The organism is Paenibacillus sp. GCM10027626 (genome assembly GCF_042676285.1).
Classification (GTDB): domain Bacteria; phylum Bacillota; class Bacilli; order Paenibacillales; family Paenibacillaceae; genus Paenibacillus_Z.
Genome location: NZ_JBHTHC010000002.1, coordinates 429,787 through 448,624, shown reverse-complemented (window position 1 = coordinate 448,624; position 18,838 = coordinate 429,787). Strand labels below are relative to the sequence as shown.

Here is an 18,838-nt window from a genome sequence, read left to right as displayed (position 1 = left end):
TTTCGAAACAAAACACCTGATGGTAATCGTTTTCATCACCTTATTGTTCCATTATTGGATCAATTATTTTATTTCCATTTAATTGGAAGCGTTGTGGGGCAAGCTTAGACCTGATAACCCTTATTCGGCTTAAAATGAGGACTTCTCAGAACTTAACCAGAGAATTGCTTCAGCAACCTCTTGTGGCGTACCAATCCTCCCAATTGGATGGGCATAATAACTCAAATCATTCCCACGTATATTTTCTCTTGCTTCTTCACCATATAGAAGAGCAGCGCCGCGGCGGCCATTTGTTTATGATGCCCGGCGCGGCGCCAACCTCTTCAATCCTTAGCTATCATGGGCAATAATACACATACCTCGGTTCCTTTGCCTTTCTCGCTGCTATATTTGATTGTCCCGCCAAATACTTTGATAATTTTAAAAGCGACCATCAGCCCCAAGCCCGTTCCATTGTTTTGAGTGGAATAAAATGGAGTGCCTAACTTGTTTAATTCGTCATCCGTCATGCCGCATCCACGATCGCAAATTTTTATGCAGACATCGGATGGGTCCGCTCGATATGCGTGGATTGAAACGACCCCTTGCTGAGACTTTGACGCTTCAAAAGAATTTTTAACAATGTTCGTCAGTGCCTGAATTAATTTCAACTTGTCCACCCGAACCCAAAGATGATCTTCCGAACTTATTTCTAACTGCACATTGTGGATTTGGGATAACGGATCGATCATGTCCATCATTTGACTGAATACATCCGCTACAGAGACAATTTCAATTTTTTCAAGCTGCGGTTTCGCATAGTTTAAAAAATCGTTAATAATATACTCGGCACGATTCATTTCAGCAATGGTCGCTTCCAAATAATCTTTAGTTCTCCCTTCGGCATTTTTCAGTGACAATTGAATGAAACCTTTAATAACGGTTAAGGGGGAACGAAGCTCATGCGCGACGGAAGACGCCAGGTGACCGGCTATGCTTAGTTTTTCCGAATGCAAAATTTGTTCCTGCATCGTATTCGTTTTAATCGTTACTTCCATTAAAAAAGAAGACATGCACATGGTAACCAATTGCAGCAGGGCTATTTGCAAAATTACAGACATTTCGACGATGTCATAGGTTTGATTTTGCAGGAAGGAAGAACAGATGGAAACCGCAAAACCAAACAATAATAAGCAGTTTACGACGAAAAAGCGATTGCGAGGCGTTCTTTTCATAAAACGGGGGACAAAAAAAGACGTAAGCGACATTACGATCCATGCAGAAATAAAAGCAACCACAAAACCGTCAACATGGATGAATAAACGGCACAGAGAAAAACAAGCCAATGAAATGGCTCCTCCCATAAATCCCCCGTATAACAACGAAATGATGAATGGAATATTTCTTAAATCGCCGTTAAAGTCATTCGTAATCGTACTAGGCAGTAGCATCGATAATATGATTGCAACGCCGCATAACAGACCGAGAACTACTTGATGTGTAGGTGACCGTCTTTTCAATATAGGTTTTGTCAGTACAATGTATTGGTACAGCAATATCGGGAATAAAATATCAAGAATATCAAGCAGCAGATCCTTTATCATTTTCCCTCCGCGACTTCACCTTGATCAATACAATATCACTCCTATTATATCATTTTTTTCCAAGATGTCTGTCAGGAATTTATGAAATCACTCCCCTAAGTTTTAAAAAAAGAAACGCCAGCACCTGTTAATCGATGCTGACGTTACTAAATATCTAAAGCCTACTTCATGCGGAACTAAAAGGACAATGGTTTGTTTAAACTGTTGCTGTTGTTCTTTGGTTAATCGAGTAGGCGCTCCGGACTTTCAATGAAATAAAGTAAACCAAATCTTTTATCCTTCAGTCAATAAATTTGCTAATTCGTTATATTCGGGAAACTCTCTAAAGCGATCGCTTGTCTTTTCTAACTTTTCCAAAATTGTCTTCTTTTCTAGTTCAGAGAGTGCAATCGATGTACTTCCGGTTTCTTCCCATTCTTCAGTCAATGTCTGATGTAAAGAAAGAAGACCTTGTTCGTAAACGCTGGATGCTTCATCATTTATGGCTTTCATCAAAATCTCTTTATTGACTGGCAATCTGCGAAAGCCTGCAAAATATGTAACAGCACTTTTCCAAGAAATCGAACGATCGTTCCACTCGCCCATAAGAATTTTCCATTCTTCCGGATCTAACATAAAAATATAATCAATACCCTCATCAGGATCTTCTGTTTCGTTGCAGACTTGCTCTTCATTTAGAAAGTAATTAAGCGCTTCTTTCATTTGTGTAACTCCTTTACTCGTCTATATACATATGTCTGTAAGACGATCACAGGTCGAATCGCTTTGGCCATTTTTTCGGTTTCTTCAATCGAAGATGCCTTTCCCAATATTCAATAGGCTTTAGGCTTAGAAAACTATTTTTTTACAGCATGAATATAATGTACTGTCTCGAATGCAGACAAATAATCCGTCCTATTCTTAAATAGGAGTTCGTTCATCATTTCAGGTGATAGATGCTCTTTAATTTGTAATCCTGACTTTTCCAAAATGCTTGTAAGTTCATTATATGTAAATCCTGATTTCATCGGTTCCCCGCTTGCTTCAGCAAATTTCACCAGGTTTTCCACCCGATTAGACATTCCTTTTTCTTCAAAAAGTTTTTCAGTTGCATAATCAAACACAATAGAACTACCTGATGGGACATTTGCAAAAAAATGTTGCATCAAGGAAGCGTTTTCTTCTTTTGATAAATAATATGTGACACCTAACAGACTAAAGAACGTTTTCTCGTTTTCAAATCCTTCCTTTACTAGGTTCTGATGAGAAAACTCAGTAGTGAAGTCCATTGGTACAAAATAAAGATTATCAGGGATGCAGAATTTAGCAGCCGCAAGCTTTTTTTTCTTTAACACTTGTGTATCCGGATGATCAATTTCAAAGATCTTTAAACTGCTTTGTAATTCCGGAAACCGGAATGCGAAAGTATCCAGGCCAGCGCCTAATATGACATACTGCTTTAGGCCAGACTTCACTTCATTAAGTAATACTTTTTCACAATAGGCAGAACGTGCTAGAGGTATTGAAGATACCTGAACCTGTGTAAGCCATTTTAAAATTTTATCTGGCTCATCTTTAAACCTTTCTCCAATATCTTTATTAAAAAATTGTATACCGTCAATCAAATTTTTACTGATAGCTGAAAATTCCTCTTTGGAAATCAACTTATTTACAATAAAATCATCTACCACTTTCGGTGAATCATACCTACTATGATACGCCCTACCAAAAGCTGATACTAAGGAAGTTAAACTAGACCCATTTTGTTCTGAATCTGTTTCCACAGAAGCGTCTAATTCTTCTGATACGCCGCTTTTACTATTGTATGTTCGGTCAAATGCTGAACCTAAAGCTGTTACGTTCGACTCAGTTGGTTTCAATACGTTTTCCTCCCCAAATAACGACAAAATTCTCCATGACTAAGAGTCAATCCTATTCTACCCAAAATAATTGAATTGTCAATAATAGCTGCTCCACACCCAGGGCAATCGCCGGCGACAGCCAGGGTACTCATGCCCTTCATCACCAGTATCGGCTTAGCTAGCGGAATGGCCAGTGCAGCGGCCACTTCATCCTCGATTACCTGCAACTGCTCCATAGCCAGATCATATTCAGCCAGTAGCTGTTGCAGATGAAGCTTGTACGCTTTCCAGACATGCTTGCGAATGGGTGAACGAAGTATTTTTAAGCGAGAAAGTGGAGACCACTCAAACGATTGTTGTGCGAGAACGATGAAAGCCTATTTATTCTATTGAGGTTGTCCGCTTCATTGCATATAATGAAGGTACCGCCCTTCGGGGAGATCGTTAAGGGAGGCCATGATGAACGAGACCGCATTTGACGAATCATTATTTGCAAGCTTGAAGCCGGGCTTAACCTCGTTCTGTTACCGAATGCTAGGCTCCATGGACGATGCGGATGATGCCGTTCAGGAGACGAGTATTCGGGTCTGGCAGAGCTGGAGCACGTTCAGACAGGATTCCTCGTTCAAAACTTGGGTCTATCGGATTGCCTCCAACCTGTGCTTGGACAAGCTGAGACAATCCAAACGCCGCGCGCTTCCCGTTGACCTGTTCGATCCGGCCGTCGCCATCGTCGAGCCGCGCGACACGCTGCCGGACTCTGCCTGGATCTGGCCGTCTCCCGACTTTGGGGGCAATCCGGAGGATCGGCTCGTCCGCAGAGATACCCTTCAACTGTGCTTCATCGCTCTCCTGCAGACCTTGCCTCCGCGGCAGCGCGCGGTACTCATTTTGAAGGATGTATTTGAATGGTCCTCCAAGCAGATCGCGGAAACGTTGGCGATGTCGCCGGCAGCGGTGAACAGCGCCTTGCAAAGAGCCCGAGAGACGATGGACCGGGCGCAGCTTCGCTCGGATGAGCTCAGCAGCATGGACGTTCAACCGGAGCAGCAGCTGCTGTCCCGGTATGTGGAGGCCTTCGAGCAATTCGATATTGCTGCGCTCGTCGCGTTGTTCCACGAGGAAGGCTGCATGTCGATGCCGCCCTTCGAGATGTGGATCCGCGGCAAGGAAGATTTGTCCGCCTTCTATTCGCTTACTCGCTGGCATTGCGAAGGTTCGCGATTTGTGCCCATTACGGTGAATGGCGGTTATCCGGCGTTGGCCCAGTATATGCCGGGCAAAGAGGGCTCTGGCCTGGTACCCTGGGGCATCCACGTCATCGAAACCAAAGAAAATCAAATCCTGCACGTTCAAAACTTCATTCATAAGCCATTATTTTCGCGATTTGGGCTGCCTGAGCGAATTGACCAATGAATTTCGTCATTGGCTTACGTCTATATCATTGAGAATAACCAAACGACGAATATCATGAGAGAGGTGTGTATTTAAATTGGAAACGAATCAACCGACGAAAGTAACCGTGCAAGCCGTCATTCAAGCCCCTGTCGAGAAGGTATGGCGCTATTGGACCGAGCCGGATCACATCACGAAGTGGAATCAAGCGTCCGAGGACTGGCATGCGCCGAGAGCCGAAAACGATCTGCGGGTCGGCGGCAAGTTTCTGACACGGATGGAAGCGAAGGATGGCAGCATGGGCTTTGATTTTGGCGGCGTCTACGATGTCGTGAATCGGCATGAGGCGATCGGCTACACCATGGAAGACGGAAGAAGAGTGGATATTGCTTTCGTCGATCAAGGGAATGAGACGAAGGTCATCGAAACGTTCGACGCGGAAAGCTCCAATCCCGTCGAGTTCCAGCAAGCAGGCTGGCAAGCGATCATGGACAATTTCAAAGCCTATACCGAACAAAACTAATCATCGCGAAGAAGACGCCGGGGAAGATGCCCGGCGTCTTTCTTTTTGAACCCTAGTACGAGCGTGCTCTCCGTTAGCCTTAACCTTGTGCCGCATCCATGTTCATGTAGTTAATGGCCCACAGATGGCCGTCCAAGTCCACGAAGCCCCAATGATACATGAACCCATGATCTTCAGGTTCAGCGTGCAATTTCCCGCCCAAGGAGACCGCGGTATTCACGATTTCATCGACCTTTTCCCGGCTCTCGAAGGCCAATGCGATCGTCATCTGCGCATACTTGCTCGTATCGACGGATTCCTTCTCCGTGAGCGTATTAAAAAATGCTTGATTGATCAGCATGACCTGCAGGTTGTCGCCGATCACGATGGCTACCGAATTCTCGTTCTCGGGGCATTGCGGGTTGAGCTCGAATCCGAGTCCGGTGAAGAACGCTTTCGATTGTTCTACGTTTTTTACAGGCAGGTTGAAGCTCGTGAATGCGGACGTTAATGCCATTTTCAAAACACCTCTTCGTCAAATTAGTTTGTGTTCATTTATGCCTTCGTTTATATAGACGACAGCCGATCCGGGAATTCATCGGTCTCATGGATTCGGAAGCGTAAATTTTGAAAAATAACTTGGTATTGAGTTCGGATACCCGCCATTCCCGTAAGGTTGCTTACAAACAAGGAGATTGTTTCGTTTACTGATAGGCTAATTGATTTGAAATGTTCTGGAACGTCTCAGAACTATAGAAACATTTCTATACATTATTTTTCCAATTCTGAAGCTGCAAAAAAATACAGCAGAAATCTAGATGAGGATGGATGGAAAGTTATCAACTCCACCCCTTCCCGATTTTCATCGTTGCCCGCTAAGAAATATTATAATCACTACTCTCCTTATAATCATCATTGTACGGCAGATTAAACACGTGGCTATAGATTTAATTAATCGACGTAAAATGGATTGCTGATAGCACAATTACGGCAGGCAAGAACCATAGGCACGCCTTTTTGACCATAATTTACCTCCCTTTTGTATGCCAGACCTCACTGGGATTGTTGTTCAAATTGCAATGACTCCGAACTCTTTCCACACACCAGGTGTTCCTTGTTCCACACAAACCGCACCAACATACCCTCCCGCCGCCGGTATATCATAATATACGATCTGTCCCACATCCCACTTGCCCAATGCAGGAATACCGGACGGATAACTCTTGCCACTTGATAAGTAATTTCCCTCCAATCGTACGGAAGACTTCTGTGTACTCCCTTCACTTCGTACAAATTTGCCGCTCCCCAGACAATTGTCTTTAACCTTGACATCCTCCCCCGCCTACGCTTTGCTTAGAGGCGGGGGATTCCCCTTATTCGCCTCATTAGCGAGAAGCAGGTTCAGTTACCGTTACCTTAGGAATTTGTTTCATGATCACAGAATAGGCTCGTACGCTCGCTTCTGTACCCGAACAAACTCCGGGTTCAGTTCCGTCCATGTTGAACGTCTTTGGTGTGACGGATAGAACTTCTCGGTTAGGTATCCAGCACAGTCAGGTGCCTTATGCAAGGTATCTAGCCCTGCACAACGGCTTTTTACGCCGTCGTTTTGTCTTATATGACAAGAGATGGTCTGCGGGATATGACGTAGGCGGCATTGACGTCCGCGTTATCGTGATAGCCGCAAGAGCATTGGAATTGATCTTTCCTGCGATGGTTCTTCCGAATGATTCCACATTGACTGCATTCCTGAGAGGTTTTATAGGGATTCACCTTTTCCACGTTTAGCTCGGCTAATGCGGCTTTATAGGTGATCTTTCGTTCCAAATCATAGAACGCCCAAGCATGAATATTGCGATCCGCACGCTTCCAATATTTCTTCATCGAACGAATGTGACTCAGGTCTTCCAGCTTGATGATGGACGCCCCGCTCGCACGCGCAAATTGCACGATACTTTTGGCCATGACATGGTTCCAATATTGCATCATGCGCCGTTCTTTATGTTCGAGTCGTTTGAGCGCTTTCATATTTTTCGCTTGCTGGATTTCCCTTCGCAAACGGGCATACCGCCTGCGGATATGGCCGATACGTTTGCCGTTAAAGGTCAGGTATCTCCCCGTATCGGCATCGGCAGCAACCGCAATGAGGCGTAATCCGCGATCTACGCCAATCGCTTTGTTCGTTTTCGGCGATTCCTGAAGTTGAAAAGAAAGGGTGAAAGCAAAATACCACTTTCCCTTACGCTCAAAAAGCTGCGCATTCCCTTTTTTCGGTTTCGAGATTCCTTTGTAAGAAGGTTTATAGTGTTTGCTGTTTGGATCCATTTCCCCAGTCAGAAGATAGTTCACCCAAAACAAAGCATAATCGTTTACGCTGGCAGGCACATATTTATCGATGGTTAAATGCCCTTCGATGGTGGGGATGCCAATTTTCAGGTGTCCTTGATCGAAACGGAGCCGCCAGTTCTGATTGTCAAACAGGATCGAGATATTCGCTCGAAAGGAAGGAAAACCCTTGGTGTTGGCATGCTTCCGCCAATCTTGATATCGGCTTACAGCCAGTTTTCTTGCTTCTTGAAGAAGCGTTGATGGTAGTGGTATGGAACGAAGTAGGCGATCCAGCTCTGTTGCCTTACGTACTGGGACTTCCTGTAGGTATAGAAGGGCTTGATTGCTAGCTTGTGAAAAGTGGGATCTCATGGTTTTATACATGTCTTGTTTTACCATTGTGGGCCGATACAAAGGAAGTTTGATCGTAATCGTATTCTGACTCATTTCCAATCCCCCCATATCTAACATTATACCAGAACACCAGTTCGATTTCAAATCGGGAAGGGACGGCTTGAAAATCATGTCGGACAATTGAGATAGCAAAGTTGCCACCCTTGTCCGAAGACGATTCATCTCCTACCTAAGCTTGCGCTTTGAGGAAGGAGTCTTCTCGTCTGTATCGATAAATAAATCAAAAAGCCCGCCTTACTGGCGAGTCTCTTAAACGATATGGGTCAGCGGACTAATTAGGTCTAGCTTAGATAAGCTGAAGGGCTTCAGAATGTGAAGTTCGGAGGGCGTTTTCTTTTGGCGGGCCTGATATTGGCAATCATGCCTCAACCTTTTCAGGTGCAATCGAATTTGCAAGCATTCTCGACTCTTCCGTCTTGGTACGTCCCTAGAACGAAGAGGTCCACCCCCATTTTTCCGTTCAATTCTCCAATGACAATATCGGATTTGTCGCTCAGGGATCTTGTAAAGACGACGTTCGTCAACCGCAGCTTTGTGCCTCACCCGATGCACTTGCATGGCCACAAAATGCTTGTGCTCAGTAGAAACGGCAAACCTGCCCTTGAAAAAAAGATATCATCGATTACGTAAGAACAAGGGGATCCTCTCCCCTTGTTCTTGTCTTGTTTGGATTTTACGGGCTATCGGTGTTCCCAGCCACCGGATCGCCGGTTGTATTGCCGTCATCCCCGGCTCCGCCATCTGCGCCGCTGTCTGGCGTCGTGCCCGGATCGCCGGTTGTACTGCCGTCGTCCCCGGCTCCGCCATCTGGGCCGCTATCCGGCGTCGCGCCGGAATCGGTCGAACCGTCCGTACCCTCGGGCGTATCCCCTTGCTGTATGTTATCCGTGCCCATATCGACATCTGAGGGCGTATCCCCGTTATTACATCCGGCAGCCACCAGCAGTACAACACCAAGCGCGAGCGCAAGCAAAATAGTACTAATTCGTTTCATTTGATTCAACCTCCATCTAAATGATTTGAAAAATGTTGATTGCGGACCATTCCCTCCTTTCTTAGGTCCCTAATTTACGCATCAACTCTGAATGTTCCCTTAAAACTACATTAAAGAACCCTTAAATGAGAGAATATTCATCATTAGGCCAAAACGCCTTCCGCATGCGATGTCTCTGACCGCCGCCGTGCGGATCAGTTGTCACCGCTCACTTTCTCTGTCGGGAAACGAGCGGCTTTTTTTTGCCAAGGTTGACGGTAATAGAAACGACTAGGGGTTAACAAACATCAGGTATCCCTCATTCGGCTAGTACGTTTCCTTAATTATGTACCATTGTCTTGCAAAGGTATCTCCGAATATAATGGTGGATTTGTGTCAATCTCCTAATCCGTGGGCAATATTGTGTCATAACTCGTTGACACAATATCCCCTCAATCGTTCATGTGGCCTTGTACTCCAAACAAATTATTTGAGGTGTTTTTGTGTCGTTGGACATTTCGAGATGTGTCACATTTCGTATCCTCTGTGTTTCTTAGTAAAAATTAAATTGATCGATTTACGAGATGTGTCACATTTCGCAAATCGTGATAATTACAAACAAAAGGAGCCTCACTGGCTCCTTTTGTTCTACGAACATTAAAAAATCCCCGTTTGGGGATTATAATAATTTTTTGCGGTCTTCAATACCTTGGTTATAAATGTTCAATATTGTAGCAAGATTACGGATTAACGTTCTCCAGCGTAAAGGAACGACAGTGGGGATCCGTATCCCCGCGACGAACGAAGGAGCAGCCCCGGACGAGTAGAGGCTGCTCCTTCATCGCTTAATACGCGAGCGCCCACATCACCGCGCGCTCGAATTCGCGGGAGGCTTCGGAATCGGAGCCTCCCGCGTTCGCGAGATTCACCATCAACACGGCGAAGAGGTCCTTGCGCGGATCGATCCAGAAGTGGGTGCCCCACGCCCCGCTCCACCCGTAGCTGCCCGTCGTCAGACATGACCCCGCCGATTCGCCATCCGTGACGACGCGCATGCCGAGTCCCCACGTCTGCCACTCGGGGAAACCCTTTATCGAGTCCGGAAGCTGCGGCGACGCCATCTGCCGCACCGTCTCCGCGCGTAATATCCGCGTCCCCCCGCACTCCCCTTCGCCGGCCAACATCCGGGCGAAACGGCAGTAATCTTCCATCGTTCCGAACAAGCCGGCTGCCCCGGAATAATAGGTCGGATGGAAGAACGGGTTTTGCTCCTCCGTTCTTCTTAATCCCCCGTCGACGCTTTCATACAGCGCGACGAGCCGGGTCCGCTGCTCGGCCGACGGGCCGAACGTCGTATCCCGCATGCCGAGAGGCTCGAACAACGCCCGCCCCAAATAAACATCCAACGGCAGCCCCGAGGCGGCCTCGACGATTCTTCCCAAAATATCGAACGCCGCGATCGGGCTGTACCCCGTCTGCGCACCCGGCTGAAAATCGAGCGGCACTCTCGCCCACGCCGGGATATGGCTGGCCAACGTCACGTCCTCGCCGGGCATCCGCATCTCGCGGAAGCCGACCGGACCTTGCCCCAAGCCGCAGCTATGCGTGAGCAAGTCCCGCACTGTCATCGGACGGATCGCGGGCTCCAGCGTATATGCGGGAACGGCTTCCGGAATCGAGCCGGCCGGAGCCTCCGGGTCCGGTTCATAAGAGGCAACGGACGCTTGAACGTCCGGAACCGCGACGTAGGAATCCCCGCCGAATTCCGGCACGTATTTTCCGATCGGATCCGTCAACCTGATTTTCCCCTGCTCGACCAATGTCATGACGGCGACCGCCGTGATAGGTTTCGTCATCGAAGCGAGCCGAAAAACCGCTTCCTGCCCGAGCGGCCGCCCGTTCTCCCTATCGGCGAAGCCCTGAACCGAGCAGTGCGCGATCCGGCCGCCCCGCGATACAAAGGAAGCGGCTCCCGCCAGCTTCCCCTCGCGGATGCGCCGTTCGATTTGTTCCGCGGCAATGCTTAACTTGCCACCGTCAAAGCCGCCTTCTTCCGGCGTTCTCCAAGTCTCCCATGTCTCGAATGCCATACCCATCATCTGCTCCTTAGCCATGTCAGGGCCAATTCGAACCACTTTTGGCAACCTGCGTGAATATGCGTATCGTCCGCCGCCGACGTTTCGTCGGCCAGCGACAGCCCATGAACGCCGCTCTCGAACACGTGAAGCTCGTACGGAATGCCCCGATCCCCGAGCGCCATCGCCCACAGTAACGAATTGCGGGCGTTGACGAGCTCGTCGTCGGCCGTATGCCACAGAAACGTCGGCGGCGTGCCGGCGTTCACGTATCGCAGCGGACTGTTGGCCTCCCTTTCTTCGGAGGAAGGATCCGGGCGTCCGAAGTGCGCCCGATAGACGAGCTTCTTGTAAGCCTCCTGCTCCTCCCGCTCGAGCGCGAACGCGTGGTCGACGAGAGGATAACCTAGAACGAGCGCGTCCGGACGCACGAGGTTCACCTCCACTCCGAACCTCTCCCGCAGCAGATCGCCTGACCAATGCGCACCCAGACTCGCGGCGAGATGCCCTCCCGCGGAGAAGCCGACGACGGCGATCCGGCCCCGATCCACGCGCCATTCCGCGGCGCTCCTTCGCACCGTCGCCAACGCTTCGGCCAATTCTAGCATCGGCAGCGGGAAAGCGGAGTTTGCGTTGCCCGGCGGACTTTCGTTCAAGTCGGGTACGTGTTCTCCGAACCACGTCGTGTATCGCAATACGAAGGCATGATACCCGTGCGCCGCGAACCGCAGCGCGACCGGCTCCGCTTCCCGGTCCGAGGTGCTCAGGTATCCCCCGCCGGGACAGACGACGACGGCCGGCCTAAGCCGCCCCGTCCGAAACTCCCGGGAATCGTGCAACAAGTATTTCTGCAGTAGGGCATTCCCTCCGCCGATCTGCAACGGAATCGTCTCCGCGATCATCCGTCCGCCCCCTCTCTTCCTTATATCGTCATCCTTTGACCGCTCCGGAAGTCAAACCTTGCACGAAATATTTTTGCAGGAAGACGAAGAGCAGGAACAGCGGAACGAGAATCATGCAGATAGCCGCCGTCATCAAGCCCCAGTCCGTCGCGTATTGGCCTTGGAAATTGATCAATCCGACGGTAAGGGGAAGTCCCTTCTCCGTCGTCAATGTCGAGATCTGCGCCCACAGCAGCTCCCCCCAGACGAAGCAAAAGTTCAGCACGGTGCAAGTCGCGATCGCGCCTCCCGTCAGCGGGAAGACGATCCGGAACATCGTGCTCATCTCCCCGCTCCCGTCCATTCTCGCGGACTCCAGCAGCTCCGAAGGAATCGAGAGGAAAAAGTTGCGCAGAATGACGATCGTGCCGGGAAGCAGCCACCCCACATAGGCGGAGGTGATGGGAACGTATGTGACGCCGAGCAGTTTAAGCTTCGACATCATCATATAGAGCGGGAGCACCATCGATTCCGTCGGCAAAATCTGAATGACCAAGAGCAAGCCGACGATCGCTCCGGCGAACGGAACATGAAGCCGGGCGAGCGCGTAGGCCGCGAAAGCGGCTACGACCGTTACCATCGCTAGCGTGACCAGGGCGATAACGACGCTATTGTAAAAATATTCGCCCATCCGGCCAATCTCGAAAGCTTGCTCGTAATTGTCGAGCATGAATGAGCGGGGAAACGCCCAGATGTTGGAGAAAAATTCATCCGACGTCTTGAGCGACGTCAGGAACGTGAACAGCAGCGGATACAGATTGACGGCCGTCAGGCAGACGAGAACCGTCCTCATCGCATACCCGCCCAGCGGTCTTCTAGTATTCATATACATTCCCTTTCGTCAGCTTCCTGGACAAAGCGATGATCAGCGACACGACGATCGTCAGCATGACGGAGATGGTGGCGGCATAGCCGAATTCGTTGTACCGGAAGGCGACGTCGAGCATTCTGACGGGCACCGTCCGCGAGAAATCGCCCGGCCCGCCCTTGGTCATCGCCCAGACGATATCGTACGTCTTGAACGAAAGAATCAGCATAAGCATCGTGACCAATCGGATCGTCGGCATGATCAGGGGCAGAATGACGACGCGGGCTTGCCGGACGTACCCGAGCCCCTCCAGCTTCGCGGCCTCGAACAGCGAACCGGGCAAAGAGACGATCGCGGTATACGCGAGCATCATGACGAACCCCGAGAACCGCCAGCCGCCGATGACGGCGATCGTCCATAGGACGACTCCCGGTTCCGCCAGCCACGCATGCTCCAGGCTTTGCAATCCGATCGCCCGCAGCGCGTGATTAAGCAGTCCCGTATCTGGACTGAGGATAAACGTGAATAGCAATCCGATGACGACCAGCGGCATCATGGCCGGAGCGAAAAACACGAACCGGTAGAAGGCCCCCTCCTTGCGTCCGGCCCGATGGATCGCCAAAGCGAGCAGCAGCCCGGACAGCACCGCGATCACGGAGGAAGCGACGGCGATGAAGATCGAATAGCCGAACCCTTTTAACGTCACCGAATCTTGGAAAAAAGCCGCGTAATTGCTCCATCCGGCCGCTTTCATCGCTCCCATGCCGTTCCAGGAGGCGAAGGACATCGCCGCGTTCCACCCGATAGGGACGATCATCGTCGCCCCGATGAACAGCAGGGCCGGAAGAAGGAACGCCGTGCCGAGCAATCTCGTTCTGAGCGTTAAAGACGAGTAACCGTTGATTGATTTCATTGGCCTAACCTCCCGTCGGGCGAAGCGGACGGACCAGGACGAACCGCTCCCAATTGCCCGCTTCGCCGCTTCTCGTTGCTTATTGGACTGCTTCCAGCCTCAGCTTCTCCAGTTCCTCCAGCGAGGCTTTGCCGTTAAAGATATAGTTCGCCGGCATCTTCGCGTTGAGAATATCGGTGATCTTCGTCGACAGGTGCATGACTTCCTCGGTTTGAATGTTAGCGATATCCTTCGCGTACAGCGCGAAGTTGGGATCGTCGGACCGCACTCCGCTTACGGTGACCGGAGCGCCCGTATCGACGCGTTTCTGCAGCACCTCCGCGCTGGTCAAGTACTTCACGATCTCCACGGAAGCTTCCGGATGGGGCACGTTGGCCGGGATCATGTACCCGTTCGAGCCGCCGAGAACATGATTCAGTCCCATGTTCGGCCAACTGACGATCTGAACGTTGGGCAGCCCCGATTCCTTGACCGACTGAGCGGCGAGAATGTTGACGTTCGCCTTGACCGCGATCTTGCCCGCCTTAAAGGCGACGTTCACTTGTTCCAGCGTCGTGGAAAGCGCGCCCTTGCCCGGGTACGCGTACTTGTCGTACAGCTCCTTGGAAGCTTCGAAAGCTTTGACCGCAAGCGGATCGGTGAACGGGATTTTGCCGGCGGCGAAGTCGCTCCGCGTCTGCTCGTCGGGCCATACGGTAATCAGGTTGTTGCGCGGCACCCAAGGCCCCCAGTCCTTGTACAGCCCGAATGGAACGATCCCCGTCTTCTCCTTGATCGTTCCCAGCGCCGCCATGAAATCGTCCCAGCTCAGGGGCCCGTCGTCGGGAAACGTAACCCCGGCTCGGTCGGCGATGTCCTTGTTCACTTCAAGCAGCGGATACACGGCCGCGTAAGGAACCGCGTACACCTTACCGCCGTACGTTCCCGCCGCGAGCGCGTTGCCGACGAACGCGTTCTTCCACGCCCCGTCGTCCGCCTCCAGATAGGGGGTCAGGTCCAGTGCCATATCGGAATCGACGAACGTCTCCATCGCTCCCGGCCAGTACATCGCGACGTCGATCGGCTCGCTGGCCGCGATCGTCGTTTTTAACGTTTTCTCGACGTTCGAATCCCACGGCTTAAACGTGATGTCGTATTTGTCCTTGAAATGCTCGGCGACCATTTCCTCTTCGATCTTGCTGCTCGGATCGTCCACGGGAGCGATCATCAGCGTCAGCTTGAGCTTCTCCCCGGGTTTGCCGCCGGACTCCGATGCCGTCGCCGAAGCGCCGGCGGATTCCGAAGCGGGAGGGGTTCCCCCCTCCTCGGACTTTCCGCAAGCCGCGATCGCAAGCGTCATGCCGAGCAATACCGATAGAAGCTTTGCCGCCTTTCTTCTGTTCCACATACCAAGACCTCCTCTATTTTTCGGAACGGGAAAAAGAAAAACCGTATCCCGGGTCATCCAACGAGCGCGCGTCGTTAGATCCCATTATACGGTTTGCCTGAGGCAGCCACTATTTCAAAAATCTACGAAAATGTTTGCTAATCTTCGATTTTTCGTTCGGCGGCCGTTAGGGCCGGTTTTTCCTGAACGCCGTCGGGGGGCGGCCTTCCAGCTTGCGGAAGACTTGCGTGAAATAGGCGTAATCCGAAAATCCGACCCGTTCGCCGATCTCGTAGATGCGGTCCGTCGTCCTTTCGATCAATTCCTTCGCCTTGGCGATTCTCAGCCGGTTGACGTATTCCCGGAACGGAACGCCCATTTCTTTCTTGAACAGGTGGCTAAAGTAGTTGGGCGTCTTTCCCACATGTTCAGCGACACGCTCGACCGTCAGCTCCCGCGCGTAGTTGCTCCGGATGAACGCATCGGCCAGTTGCATCAGCGCGCTTAAGCGGGAGGCGCCGACGCGGCCGTAGTAAGTCCCGATCGCTTCTTCGTAGGCGTTCCGGACGAACTCCGCGTATTCGCGGAGTTCGAAGAAGGATCCGCCGTCCAATTCCTCGCAACGCACCCGCGCGAATTCGGCGAGCTCGGCCGACGGCTCCCTCGCGTGGACCGCAAGCAGCCGAATCAAGGCCTGGCAATACGCCGTGAGACTTTTCCCGCCGTAGGCTCTTTCCTCGCGCAGCCTGGCGAACTCGGCATTGATTCGCCCGGTCAAGCGCTCGCTATTCGCTTCGCGGATAAGGGCTATGAAATCCTCTTCGTCGGCAAGCCCCTTGATCGTCCTCTCCCGGAGACTTTCCGCTTCGCCGAAATAATGAACCGAGCTTGGGCCAGCGTACAGTCTGAACGCGAGCGCATCCTTCGCCTGCAAGAGCAGGCCGTCGAGCTCAGAGATGTTGCCCGGGCCGCCGATTCCCGCCGACCACGTGCTTTCGCCCTCCGCCCGCGGCGCGCGCAGAATCTCCGTTAACCGGTTCTTCAGCGAGGCCGCGGCGTGGCGGGCGTACAAATACGAGGCCGTCTCCAACTTAAGCAACCCGATCAAAACCCCGTCCTTCGTCTCTAACCACAATTCGCCGGACTCCGAGTCCCGCCCCTCCCTCGCGCGTCGCCGCATCGCGTCGGCCGCGGGACGGGCTTCGTCCGGCCCCGCTCCGCTTCGGTCCGGCTCAAGGCGAACGCAGAGCAGCGTCCCGGTCGCGTCGAACTGGAAATACTGCGCTAATCCGTCCAACAGAATGAGCCGGTCGCGGATTCTCCCGCCCACGAGATCCTCGGCGAAGAGTTCTTTATGGGAGGCCAGGTACGTACGGAACGTCTCTTCCGATACCCGTTCCCGGACGATCTCCTCGCTGACCTTCTTGATGAGCCGGATCAAGCTTCGGGCGCGAACCGGCTTCATCTCATAATCGGCCGCGTCCCATTGGATCGCCTTCTTGAGATATTTGAAATCGTTGTAGCCGCTCAGGATGATGACCTTCGTCGCGGGCCGGACTTCCTTGATCCGCCTGAGCAGCTCCAATCCGTCCATTCCCGGCATCCGGACGTCCGTCAGAACCAGCTCAGGCAGCTCCGCGGAGAACGTCTCGAACGCTTCGGTGCCGCTCGACGCCGTTAGCACCTCTCCGATTCCCAGGGAAGCCCAATCGATCCCGTCCTTGATACCCTCCCGGATCTGCCTGTCGTCGTCCGCGATCAACAGCTTCATCACTCCAGCTCCTCGTTCTTGGTAACGGGGACGCGCAATTCGACGATCGTCCCCTCGTTTTTTTTGCTGCTGAACGTCAAGCCGAACTCCCGCCCGTACTGCAGCTTAATCCGCTCGTCGATGTTCCGCAGCGCGAAGCCGCCCTCCCGGTCGCCCTCGACGCCCAGCAGGCGGTTCATGCGCTCTTGGTCCGCCCCGAGTCCGTCGTCCGATACGACCATCCGGATGCGCTCGCCTTCCCGTTCGATGCGAACCTCGATCGTTCCGCCTTCCAGCTTTTCTTCCAAACCGTGCAGGATCGCGTTCTCGACGAGCGGTTGCAGGATAAGCTTCGGCACCGGGAGCGCGAGCAGATCGGGATCGGCCTCTACCCGCAGTTTGATCCTTTGACCGTATTTCGCCTGCTGGATGAACATGTAGTTCTCCAGAAATTCCAGCTCGCTGCCGATCGTCACGATTGGCCGGCCCTTGCTCAGCACGTGCTTGAAGATTTCCGACAGGGCTTCGATCTGCTCGCTGACGTCGTAATTTCTATGCTTCATGGCCAGCCAACGAATCGAATCGAGCGTATTGTACAAAAAATGAGGATTGATCTGCGCCTGCAGGGCGGTAAGCTCCGCTTCCCTGCGCCGGATGCGGCTGACGTAGACGTCGTCGATCGTCTGCTTGAGCTGTCCGGCCATGCGGATGAAGCCTTGATGAATTTCCCCGATCTCGTCCTTGGACGCTCCGGCCAGGGCGATATTGAAATTGCCCGTGCGCAGCTTGGCCATCTCGGCGCGCAGCCGGCCTAACGGCTTGATCCAATAACGGTGCTGCACGAGCGAGAACAGGAACCCGAACAGAACGCATAACCCGATCGCGACCAGAAGCATGATGTTCAGCGTCGTTTTCAACAACGTGAACGAGCTTTCCGGAATCGTCTGGACGAGCGTCCACTCCGGTCCGGCGACGCGATAGAACAGGACGACGTTATTCCCGCCGGTTAGCCGCTTCCCGAAGAATCCTTCGTCCCGTCCGGAAATCCCCGGTTTGATATCCTCGTAATAGGCGTAAGCGCGCCCGATCGCGCCTCTCTCCGTTGAGGACATCACCTTGCCGGAGGCGTCGATTAAGTCGATGCGGGAGCCGTCGTACGAATTGATATCTTCGTAGAAACGGCGCACCGCTTCCTCGGAGACGTTCACCTTTATGACGCCCAGCTCCCGGCCGAATTTGTTGAAATCCATAATCCTTCGATAGGCGTACAGGCGGTTATCGTCGGAGGCCCAATACAGCCGCCCCTTCAATTCCGAGGCTGCCCGCGTCCGCTCGGCGTCGACGGAAACGTCCAGCGTTCCCGTCTGGAACGCCAACCGGCCGCCGTCGATCAAACTGATCGTCTCGTAGTAGGCCTTAGAGCCTTTCAAGTCGTCGAGCCAGTCGTATATCTCCCGATAATATTGGTCGAAGTCAAGCTCTTTGTTGTAATCTTCCTTCAGGAATTTCTGAATTCGCGCGTTCGCCATCATCCGCAAAGTCAGATCGTTCGTATCCGCGATCAGGGAGTCGAAGTTCTGTCTCGTCTGCTTAAGCGTCTGAAGCGCGATGTCGCTCGATTTGCTAAGCGTTAGTCTCGCGAACTGATGGTTCAAGTAAAACCCGGCGAGCAGCAACGGCACGACGATCAGCAAGGCGATGCACAGAAACAGCTTTTGCTTGAGGGGCATATCCCCGAAACTAAACCGGATAAGCCATCCCTCCCTTCGGACATCCCACTTACCCATTTACTTTACACTATGAAACAGAGCTCCGACAATACCGGATCGTAGAAGCGGGCGAATCCATGGCGCGTAAAAAGGAAGGTAGCCGCCAGTGCCGCGGCCGTAAGGAGGAAGGGCAATTACTAAGATTGAACAGGACTTAATTACCAAACTACAAACAACGGA

At 51.8% G+C, this 18,838-nt stretch carries 15 protein-coding genes and 1 pseudogene; 3 read left to right on the top strand and 13 right to left on the bottom strand.

Translation table 11 applies throughout. The annotated features are described in order from the left end of the window. Nucleotides 1–323: 323 nt before the first annotated feature. The 3 genes from ACFQ0N_RS05900 to ACFQ0N_RS05890 form a co-directional block, all read right to left on the bottom strand. A complete protein-coding gene (locus ACFQ0N_RS05900) occupies nt 324–1,583 on the bottom strand; it encodes an ATP-binding protein (RefSeq protein WP_379323787.1) in 1,260 nt (419 codons plus the stop codon). A 273-nt stretch (nt 1,584–1,856) separates the two neighbouring features. After that, on the bottom strand, nt 1,857–2,285 hold the full coding sequence (locus tag ACFQ0N_RS05895) for a hypothetical protein (protein ID WP_379323785.1): 429 nt from the start codon (nt 2,283–2,285) through the stop codon (nt 1,857–1,859). Between the two features lie 134 nt (nt 2,286–2,419). After that, nucleotides 2,420–3,346, bottom strand: a complete 927-nt coding sequence (locus tag ACFQ0N_RS05890; RefSeq protein WP_379324287.1) for a class I SAM-dependent methyltransferase — start codon at nt 3,344–3,346, stop codon at nt 2,420–2,422. A 537-nt stretch (nt 3,347–3,883) separates the two neighbouring features. Here ACFQ0N_RS05890 and ACFQ0N_RS05885 point away from each other — a divergent pair. Continuing rightward, entirely contained in the window at nt 3,884–4,840 is a 957-nt protein-coding gene (locus ACFQ0N_RS05885) for a sigma-70 family RNA polymerase sigma factor (RefSeq protein ID WP_379323783.1), read from the top strand. Nucleotides 4,841–4,916: 76 nt separating this feature from the next. Further along, entirely contained in the window at nt 4,917–5,342 is a 426-nt protein-coding gene (locus ACFQ0N_RS05880; RefSeq protein ID WP_379323781.1) for an SRPBCC family protein, read from the top strand. A 79-nt stretch (nt 5,343–5,421) separates the two neighbouring features. Here ACFQ0N_RS05880 and ACFQ0N_RS05875 read toward each other — a convergent pair whose 3' ends face one another. Both ACFQ0N_RS05875 and ACFQ0N_RS05870 read right to left on the bottom strand, forming a co-directional pair. Further along, nucleotides 5,422–5,838 (bottom strand): VOC family protein, encoded by a 417-nt coding sequence (locus ACFQ0N_RS05875; RefSeq protein ID WP_379323779.1) that lies wholly within the window; start codon nt 5,836–5,838, stop codon nt 5,422–5,424. A 1,097-nt stretch (nt 5,839–6,935) separates the two neighbouring features. Continuing rightward, the gene (locus tag ACFQ0N_RS05870) at nt 6,936–8,096 is read right to left on the bottom strand and encodes an RNA-guided endonuclease InsQ/TnpB family protein (protein ID WP_379323777.1); all 1,161 of its coding nucleotides are present in this window, start codon (nt 8,094–8,096) and stop codon (nt 6,936–6,938) included. A gap of 327 nt (nt 8,097–8,423) precedes the next feature. On the opposite strand from ACFQ0N_RS05870, the pseudogene ACFQ0N_RS05865 reads away from it, so the two are divergent. Then, nucleotides 8,424–8,657: pseudogene (locus ACFQ0N_RS05865) on the top strand (multicopper oxidase domain-containing protein); the annotation flags it as partial. 79 nt (nt 8,658–8,736) lie between these two features. On the opposite strand, the gene ACFQ0N_RS05860 reads toward ACFQ0N_RS05865, so the two are convergent. The 8 genes from ACFQ0N_RS05860 to ACFQ0N_RS05825 all read right to left on the bottom strand — a co-directional run bounded on the left by ACFQ0N_RS05860 (nt 8,737) and on the right by ACFQ0N_RS05825 (nt 18,676). Further along, nucleotides 8,737–9,057, bottom strand: coding sequence for a hypothetical protein (locus ACFQ0N_RS05860; protein ID WP_379323775.1), 321 nt, complete (start codon nt 9,055–9,057; stop codon nt 8,737–8,739). Nucleotides 9,058–9,881: 824 nt separating this feature from the next. After that, nucleotides 9,882–11,126 (bottom strand): serine hydrolase domain-containing protein, encoded by a 1,245-nt coding sequence (locus ACFQ0N_RS05855; RefSeq protein WP_379323773.1) that lies wholly within the window; start codon nt 11,124–11,126, stop codon nt 9,882–9,884. A 5-nt stretch (nt 11,127–11,131) separates the two neighbouring features. Then, nucleotides 11,132–12,013 carry an alpha/beta hydrolase gene (locus ACFQ0N_RS05850; protein ID WP_379323771.1) on the bottom strand — a complete coding sequence of 294 codons (882 nt, stop codon included), beginning with the start codon at nt 12,011–12,013 and terminating at the stop codon, nt 11,132–11,134. Between the two features lie 28 nt (nt 12,014–12,041). Then, complete coding sequence (locus tag ACFQ0N_RS05845; RefSeq protein ID WP_379323769.1) at nt 12,042–12,878, bottom strand: carbohydrate ABC transporter permease; 837 nt, start codon at nt 12,876–12,878, stop codon at nt 12,042–12,044. Next, on the bottom strand, nt 12,868–13,773 hold the full coding sequence (locus ACFQ0N_RS05840) for a carbohydrate ABC transporter permease (protein WP_379323767.1): 906 nt from the start codon (nt 13,771–13,773) through the stop codon (nt 12,868–12,870). Before ACFQ0N_RS05840 ends, ACFQ0N_RS05845 begins: the two co-directional genes overlap by 11 nt. Nucleotides 13,774–13,852: 79 nt before the next feature. Then, nucleotides 13,853–15,160, bottom strand: a complete 1,308-nt coding sequence (locus tag ACFQ0N_RS05835) for an ABC transporter substrate-binding protein (RefSeq protein ID WP_379323765.1) — start codon at nt 15,158–15,160, stop codon at nt 13,853–13,855. A gap of 166 nt (nt 15,161–15,326) precedes the next feature. Beyond that, nucleotides 15,327–16,910: a response regulator gene (locus ACFQ0N_RS05830; protein ID WP_379323763.1), complete on the bottom strand. Its 1,584-nt coding sequence runs from the start codon at nt 16,908–16,910 to the stop codon at nt 15,327–15,329. Then, nucleotides 16,910–18,676, bottom strand: a complete 1,767-nt coding sequence (locus ACFQ0N_RS05825) for a sensor histidine kinase (RefSeq protein WP_379323761.1) — start codon at nt 18,674–18,676, stop codon at nt 16,910–16,912. The genes ACFQ0N_RS05830 and ACFQ0N_RS05825 overlap by 1 nt, the downstream gene beginning before the upstream one ends. Nucleotides 18,677–18,838 lie beyond the last annotated feature (162 nt).

Coding starts and splice junctions, on each gene's coding strand:
- ACFQ0N_RS05900 (WP_379323787.1), bottom strand. CDS start 1,583: ATGATAAAGGATCTGCTGCTTGATATTCTTGATATTTTATTCCCGATA.
- ACFQ0N_RS05895 (WP_379323785.1), bottom strand. CDS start 2,285: ATGAAAGAAGCGCTTAATTACTTTCTAAATGAAGAGCAAGTCTGCAAC.
- ACFQ0N_RS05885 (WP_379323783.1), top strand. CDS start 3,884: ATGAACGAGACCGCATTTGACGAATCATTATTTGCAAGCTTGAAGCCG.
- ACFQ0N_RS05875 (WP_379323779.1), bottom strand. CDS start 5,838: ATGGCATTAACGTCCGCATTCACGAGCTTCAACCTGCCTGTAAAAAAC.
- ACFQ0N_RS05870 (WP_379323777.1), bottom strand. CDS start 8,096: ATGAGTCAGAATACGATTACGATCAAACTTCCTTTGTATCGGCCCACA.
- ACFQ0N_RS05860 (WP_379323775.1), bottom strand. CDS start 9,057: ATGAAACGAATTAGTACTATTTTGCTTGCGCTCGCGCTTGGTGTTGTA.
- ACFQ0N_RS05855 (WP_379323773.1), bottom strand. CDS start 11,126: ATGGCATTCGAGACATGGGAGACTTGGAGAACGCCGGAAGAAGGCGGC.
- ACFQ0N_RS05850 (WP_379323771.1), bottom strand. CDS start 12,013: ATGATCGCGGAGACGATTCCGTTGCAGATCGGCGGAGGGAATGCCCTA.
- ACFQ0N_RS05845 (WP_379323769.1), bottom strand. CDS start 12,878: ATGAATACTAGAAGACCGCTGGGCGGGTATGCGATGAGGACGGTTCTC.
- ACFQ0N_RS05840 (WP_379323767.1), bottom strand. CDS start 13,773: ATGAAATCAATCAACGGTTACTCGTCTTTAACGCTCAGAACGAGATTG.
- ACFQ0N_RS05835 (WP_379323765.1), bottom strand. CDS start 15,160: ATGTGGAACAGAAGAAAGGCGGCAAAGCTTCTATCGGTATTGCTCGGC.
- ACFQ0N_RS05830 (WP_379323763.1), bottom strand. CDS start 16,910: ATGAAGCTGTTGATCGCGGACGACGACAGGCAGATCCGGGAGGGTATC.
- ACFQ0N_RS05825 (WP_379323761.1), bottom strand. CDS start 18,676: ATGGGTAAGTGGGATGTCCGAAGGGAGGGATGGCTTATCCGGTTTAGT.